This window comes from Synechococcus sp. H55.9, assembly GCF_047462355.1.
In the GTDB taxonomy this organism is placed as follows: Bacteria; Cyanobacteriota; Cyanobacteriia; order Thermostichales; family Thermostichaceae; genus Thermostichus.
The window spans coordinates 5,047-11,286 of record NZ_JANSJB010000087.1 but is presented as its reverse complement, the minus strand read 5'-3'; the positions used below and the strand labels follow the sequence as shown (position 1 = coordinate 11,286).

At 63.4% G+C, this 6,240-nt stretch carries 8 protein-coding genes; 7 read left to right on the top strand and 1 reads right to left on the bottom strand.

All coding sequences use genetic code 11. The annotated features are described in order from the left end of the window. A partial coding sequence (locus NW857_RS10640) for a carboxypeptidase regulatory-like domain-containing protein (protein WP_414336565.1) occupies positions 1–1,972 on the bottom strand: 1,972 nt, incomplete at its 3' end. Between the two features lie 146 nt (positions 1,973–2,118). Here NW857_RS10640 and rpmJ point away from each other — a divergent pair. The 7 genes from rpmJ to rplM form a co-directional block, all read left to right on the top strand. Beyond that, on the top strand, positions 2,119–2,235 hold the full coding sequence (gene rpmJ / locus NW857_RS10635) for a 50S ribosomal protein L36 (RefSeq protein WP_011433187.1): 117 nt from the start codon (positions 2,119–2,121) through the stop codon (positions 2,233–2,235). A gap of 233 nt (positions 2,236–2,468) precedes the next feature. Beyond that, positions 2,469–2,852, top strand: a complete 384-nt coding sequence (rpsM, locus tag NW857_RS10630) for a 30S ribosomal protein S13 (protein WP_414334835.1) — start codon at positions 2,469–2,471, stop codon at positions 2,850–2,852. A gap of 63 nt (positions 2,853–2,915) precedes the next feature. Next, positions 2,916–3,302 (top strand): 30S ribosomal protein S11, encoded by a 387-nt coding sequence (gene rpsK, locus NW857_RS10625; protein ID WP_414334836.1) that lies wholly within the window; start codon positions 2,916–2,918, stop codon positions 3,300–3,302. 144 nt (positions 3,303–3,446) lie between these two features. After that, complete coding sequence (locus NW857_RS10620; protein WP_414334837.1) at positions 3,447–4,451, top strand: DNA-directed RNA polymerase subunit alpha; 1,005 nt, start codon at positions 3,447–3,449, stop codon at positions 4,449–4,451. A gap of 91 nt (positions 4,452–4,542) precedes the next feature. After that, positions 4,543–4,893, top strand: coding sequence for a 50S ribosomal protein L17 (gene rplQ / locus NW857_RS10615; RefSeq protein WP_414334838.1), 351 nt, complete (start codon positions 4,543–4,545; stop codon positions 4,891–4,893). Positions 4,894–4,902: 9 nt separating this feature from the next. Continuing rightward, the gene (gene truA, locus NW857_RS10610) at positions 4,903–5,745 is read left to right on the top strand and encodes a tRNA pseudouridine(38-40) synthase TruA (RefSeq protein WP_414334839.1); all 843 of its coding nucleotides are present in this window, start codon (positions 4,903–4,905) and stop codon (positions 5,743–5,745) included. Positions 5,746–5,789: 44 nt separating this feature from the next. Then, positions 5,790–6,240, top strand: a 451-nt coding sequence (gene rplM / locus NW857_RS10605; RefSeq protein ID WP_414368900.1) for a 50S ribosomal protein L13, incomplete at its 3' end; no start/stop codon positions are given.

The window sequence follows — 6,240 nt, the reverse complement described above, 5'->3', positions numbered from 1 at the left end:
ACCCAGAAAAGGGATTGTTGGCCTGCCATTGTTGGATAAAGACGGGCACCATGTTGCGCACCTGCAGCCGAAACAGGCCCGCTGCCGCATCTTCAAACAGCGGATCCCCGCCCACATCATCCCGCCCATAGGCCTCATAGTAGCGAGCCCGATCCCCCGGCCGATCCCGCTGCAAGTCCACCACCACCACCAGGCCGCGGCTGCGCAACTGGTTGGGGGTGAAATTGGGAATTTCCACCGGCACAGCCGGGGCCAGGAAGCGCAGGGCCGTATTCAGCAGCGAGCTGCCCTGGCGGTTGTAGTCCCGCGAAATCTGCAGTTGGGTCAAGAGAATGTAGCGCAAGCCAAGGGCATCGCCGATGGCCTTCAGCTTGGCCAAGTCGGCGGTGTAGCGCTCATCCCGATCCAACAGAGTGAGGCCCTGGATGAGGGGCAAAAGCGGCTCAAAGCGGGGATCCGGCCCCAAAGGCCCGTTCAAAAGCAGCACCGGTCGCTGCGGCTGCAACTCCTTCAGGGCCAGGCTGAGGTGGCGGGCCAGCTCATCCGAGTAAACCGGCTCATCCGGCAAAAGGCCAATGCCCTCCGGCTGGCGGGCCGGCTGCCCCGGCGGCAGGCGAATATCTTGGGTGGATACAAAACCGGCCCGCACCTCCACCTGGGTGCTGGTGGGCGGAAACCCCGGCACCTCCACATCCACCAGGTACAGCCCCGCCGGCAACTCCGGCAATACATAGGTGCCGTCGGCAGCGATGCGAACCGTCTGCGGGGGCTGCGTGGAGGTGGCGGCCAGGCGCAAAACCCCCGTCTGGACGGGTTGGCCGGCAATATCCAGCACCCGCCCCGTCACCACGCCGCGGTTGCCGGAAGAGGGGATCCCATTCTGCTGGCTTGCCCCCCCATTCCAGGGCTCCGCCCGTCCGTCGCCAACTTGAGCCTGAATATCCACCAGACGGCGCAAAGCCGGGATCCCTGCCGCCACCACCCACAGATCCCGCTCCCCCAGCCTCACCAAACCCGTGGGTTGTCCCTCCAGCCGCAGCGAGGCGGCCAATCGCCCCACCTCCAGATCCACCACCTGCAGACGGTCGCTGTTGCGGGAGGTCACGTAGGCCCAGCGGCCATCGGCGGAAAGGGCCAGCCGTGTCGGTCGCCAATCCAGGCCAATCCGCTGCAGGGCCTCGCCGCTGCGGCCCAGATCCAGCACCGTCAGATCCTGGCTGCCCGAGTTGAGCACCACCAGGCGTTGCCGTTGGGCATCCAGAGCCATCGCTTCTGGAGTGTTGCCGCCGCGCCAGCGAGCCAACAGCTCGCCATTGTCGGGGTTGACCACCAGCAGGCTGAGGGGATCCTCGCCGGCCAGGCCCACAAACAGGGCTCCCCGCTCTGGGTCATAGGCCAAAGCCAAGGGTGGCCCCGGCAGCGGCAAGTTGCGGGCCTGCGGAGGCTCCGATCCATTCCGTTGGCGGTTGGGAGCGGGGATCACCGCCAAACTTTGGGCGGCGGGCATGGAGGCGAAAACTCGCCCCCCGGCCGCATCCACGGCCATATCCAAAACCCCCGCCGGCAGCCCGTAGGCCTGCAGCAGCTCCCCCGTCAGCAAATCGAGGGCCACCACCCCGGGAGCATTGGGGCCGGAGGCATAGACCACCTGCTGCACCGCATCCACCCGCACCACGCCGGGGGCAAAGCCCACCGCCACCTGCCACAGGGGATCCCCGCTCGCCCCATCCAGCAGCGTCACTGCCTGCGCTTCCAACAGTCCCACCGCCAGCCAGCCCCGCTCCGGCACCGCATCGAGGCGATCGGCAGAGCTGGGCAAGGGCAAAAGCCAATCCCCCTCCCCCCTCTGCCCGTTTTCCGCCGCCGAGAGGTTCCCCCCAGAAGCGGGAGAGCCTGTTTCAGGCGATTGCCCCAACACCGGGGAGCCCAGCCCCAGCACACCGCCCAGCACGACCAGCCACTGCCACTGCATTGCCCTTCTCCACCCCAGAGCCGCGCCTGCTTGGACCCAGCATAGCCAACCTGCCTGTTCGCTTGCCCTCGGAAGCCCAAACACATTTTGACAGGCTGCCCAGACGAACTTAGAATGGATATTCGCTGGTTTTAGCAGGATCAACCATGAAGGTGCGGCCCTCCGTCCGTCGGATCTGTGAAAAGTGCCGAGTTATCCGCCGCCATGGGCGGGTGATGGTGATTTGCTCTTCTAACCCGAAGCACAAGCAGCGGCAGGGATAAGGGCACGACGGCGGCTGTGTCCAGGATCGCAGCAGAAGACAAAGACAGCGGAGCCTAGCACAACGGAGCAGAGCCCTGGGCGGCGGTGAGAGCATGGATCCCACGTTTGGCCTTGCTGTGGCACATTCCCCACTTTGGCGATCCCAATCTTAGCAGCCGGCAGGCAACTCAGTTCTTTTGGGCAAGTTTGTTCGAGTTAGTTTGATTGGTCGGATTATAAGGCATCCCAGACTATGGCACGGATTGCGGGAGTTGACATCCCTCGAGAAAAGCGAGTTGAGATCGCCCTCACCTACATTTATGGCATTGGGCTAACCCGCTCGCGTCAAATTTTGGCGAAAACCGGCATTAACCCGGATACTCGTACCCGTGACCTCAGCGACGCCGAGGTGGCCGCCCTACGGACGGTGGTGGAGGGCGAGTACCAGGTGGAAGGGGATCTGCGCCGCCAAGAGGCGATGAACATCAAGCGGCTGATCGACATCGGCACCTATCGAGGCCGCCGCCATCGCCTGGGTCTGCCCGTACGCGGCCAGCGCACCCGCACCAACGCCCGCACCCGCAAGGGGGTGAGGAAAACGGTTGCCGGCAAGAAGAAAGCTCCTGCCAAGAAATAAGACCCTTCGACCATTCCAATCCCAAACAGTTGTCAAACAGTTGATTGCAAGGACGCATGGATCATGGCTCGGCAGCAACGGCGCGGACGTAAAGTCAAAAAGAACGTTCCTAACGGAGTGGCCTATATTCAGTCCACCTTCAACAACACCATCGTCACCATCACCGATCCCAACGGCGATGTAGTGTCTTGGGCTTCGGCAGGTTCTACCGGCTTCAAAGGCGCCAAAAAAGGCACCCCCTTCGCCGCCCAAATGGCCGCAGAAAATGCAGCGCGGCAGGCGATGGAGAACGGCATGCGTCAGATCGAAGTGATGGTGAGCGGTCCAGGAGCCGGCCGGGAAACCGCCATTCGCGCTCTGCAGGCAACGGGCCTGGAGATCACCCTCATTCGGGATGTTACCCCCATTCCCCACAACGGCTGCCGACCCCCCAAGCGGCGGCGTGTCTAAAGGATCCCGCCTTGAGGGCCGGGCGAGCGTCTGGGGGGTTTCTTCCAAGGCTACGCGCCGCGCCAGCGACCGGTTTGCCCGAGATGACCTCTGAAGTTTCATAAGTTCTCCAAGCGGATATCCAGCCAGACGGACGGGGCCATTATGATGATTCAAACCAGCCGAACCCTCCATGCTTTGAGCAGCAAAGCGAGCGCAAGCGCTGTTGCCTACCAGACCGAGTGCGTTGAATCCCATCAGGATGCCACCGGCGTTCACTACGGCAAATTTGCTCTGGGGCCGCTGGAGCGCGGCCAAGGGATCACCGTGGGCAACGCCCTGCGGCGGGTGTTGCTCTCCAATCTGGAAGGGACGGCAGTAACCGCTGTCCGCATCGCCGGCGTGAGCCACGAGTTCTCCACGGTGCCGGGAGTGCGGGAAGACGTGATGGAGATCCTGCTCAACATGAAGGAGCTGGTGCTGCGCTCCACGGCTCCTGACACGCAGGTGGGCCGTTTGGTGGCGCAAGGGCCGGGGGAAGTTACCGCCGAGAAGCTGCAATTGCCCAGCGAAGTGGAGGTGATCAACCCCCGCCACCACATTGCCACTTTGGCGGAAGGGGCGATTTTGGAAATGGAGTTTATGATTGGCCGGGGACATGGCTACCGCGCCGTCGATTACTCCGACAGCAAATCGACGGCCATCGATTTTCTGCAGATCGACTCCGTCTTCATGCCGGTGCGCAAGGTGAACTACACGGTGGAAGCAGCCCGGGTCGGCCAGTCCCTGGAAAAAGATCGTCTAATATTAGAGATCTGGACCAACGGCAGCCTCACTCCGCAAGAGGCCCTCAGTCAAGCGGCCCGCATTTTGGTGAGCTTGTTCTCGCCCCTGCAGGAGGTCAGCTTCGATGCGCCGGTAGCGCCTCAGCAAACCGAAGATAACCAAAAGAACCAGATCCCCATCGAGGAGCTGCAGCTATCGGTACGGGCCTACAACTGCCTGAAGCGAGCCCAGATCAATACGGTGGCGGATCTGTTGGTCTACACCGAGGAGGATCTGCTGGAGATCAAAAACTTCGGCCAGAAATCTGCCGAAGAGGTGATCCAGGCCCTCAAGAATCGCTTTGGCCTAACGCTGCCCCGCGCCCGCGAAAAGGGCAAGGCCTAGAGCCCCAAGCAACCCTCCAAGGTGCTTGGCGCCGCCGGCGTCACCGCAAAACTCAGTCAGGATCCCCGAAGAGCCCAGGATAGAGGTTACCATGCGTCACCGTCGTCGTACCCCCCACCTCAACAAGCCTGCCGACCAGCGCAAAGCCCTGCTGCGGGCGCTGACCACAGCTCTGCTGCGGGAAGGGCGGATCACCACCACCAAAGCCCGCGCCAAGGCCATTCGCGCCACCACCGAGAAAATGATCACCCTGGCCAAAGAGGGATCTTTGGCGGCGCGGCGGCAGGCCCTGGCCTACGTCTACGACAAGGAGCTGGTGCGCTCTCTGTTTGAGCAAGCGCCGGAGCGCTACCGCGATCGGGCCGGTGGCTACACCCGCATCCTGCGCACCGTGCGTCGGCGGGGGGACGGAGCGGAAATGGCGGTCATCGAGCTGGTGTGAAGGGATCCCATGCAAAGCCGTCGCATTGCCCTGAAAATTCAGTACCTCGGCAGCGGCTTTCGCGGCTGGCAGCGTCAAGCGGGCCACCGCACCGTACAGGGGGTGCTGGAGGAGGCGATTGCGTCGCGGGCCGGGCACCCGGTGGCCCTCTACGGGGCAGGGCGCACCGATACGGGGGTTCATGCCTCAGGCCAGGTGGCCCACTTCGACACCACCTCTGGCATCCCACCCACGGAGTGGGCGCGGGTGCTGAACGACTGTCTGCCGGAAGATGTGGTGGTACTGGCTTCCGCTCAGGTGCCTGACTTCTGGCATGCCCGCTTTTCGGCCCGCTGGCGCCGCTATCGCTACTTGATCCTGAACCGGGAGCTGCCGGATGTGTTCTGGCGCCTCTTTAGCTGGCAGGTGCGTTGGCCTTTGCAGGTGGAGCCGATGGCGGAGGCCCTCCACTCCCTGCTGGGCGAGCACAGCTTGGAAGCGTTCCGGCGGCGCGGATCCGACCGGCCCCACTCGCGGGTGCAGGTGCAGGAGGTGCTCTGCCGGCGGCTGGGGGATCTGGTGAGCATCGAGGTGCAGGCCAGCGGCTTCCTCTACCGGATGATGCGGCTGCTGGTGGGATCCCTGGAGGTGGTGGGCCGCGGCGAGCTCAGCCCGCAACAATTTGTCCACCTCTGGCAGCACAACGACTGGAGCCAGATGCGCACCCGCTACAGCGCCCCTCCGCAAGGGTTGTGTTTGCTGGATGTGGGCTACGCTGCGGATCCTTTTGGGCGGCAGTTTGCCCACCTGTTGCCCTTTTTGGGGCCCCCTGAAGCCCGCCATCTGGCTGTGGGTGTCCCTTCCTTGGTCTGAGCGTTTTCTTGTCCAATCCTGCAGTTCTGTCCTCCTTAGCTGCCATGAACAAAACTCCCCTTCCCACTCCCGAAACTGCGGCGCCCCGCTGGTACCTGGTGGATGCTGCCGACCAGCGGCTGGGGCGCCTGGCCGCGGCCGTGGCCACCCTCTTGCGGGGTAAGCACAAGCCCGACTTCACCCCCCATCTGGATACGGGGGACTATGTAATCGTGATCAATGCCGAAAAAGTGGTGGTCACCGGCAAAAAGCGCACCCAAAAGCTTTACCATCGCCACTCTGGCCGCCCTGGCGGCATGAAAGTCGAGACCTTTGCCCAACTGCAAGCTCGCCTGCCGGAGCGGGTGGTGGAAAAGGCGGTCAAGGGGATGTTGCCCCACACCCGTTTGGGCCGGCGGCAATTTACCAAGCTGAAGGTGTACGCCGGCCCCCACCACCCCCACGAGGCCCAGCAGCCGCAGGTGTATCCTGTTCACACGATCCCAGGAGCCAAAG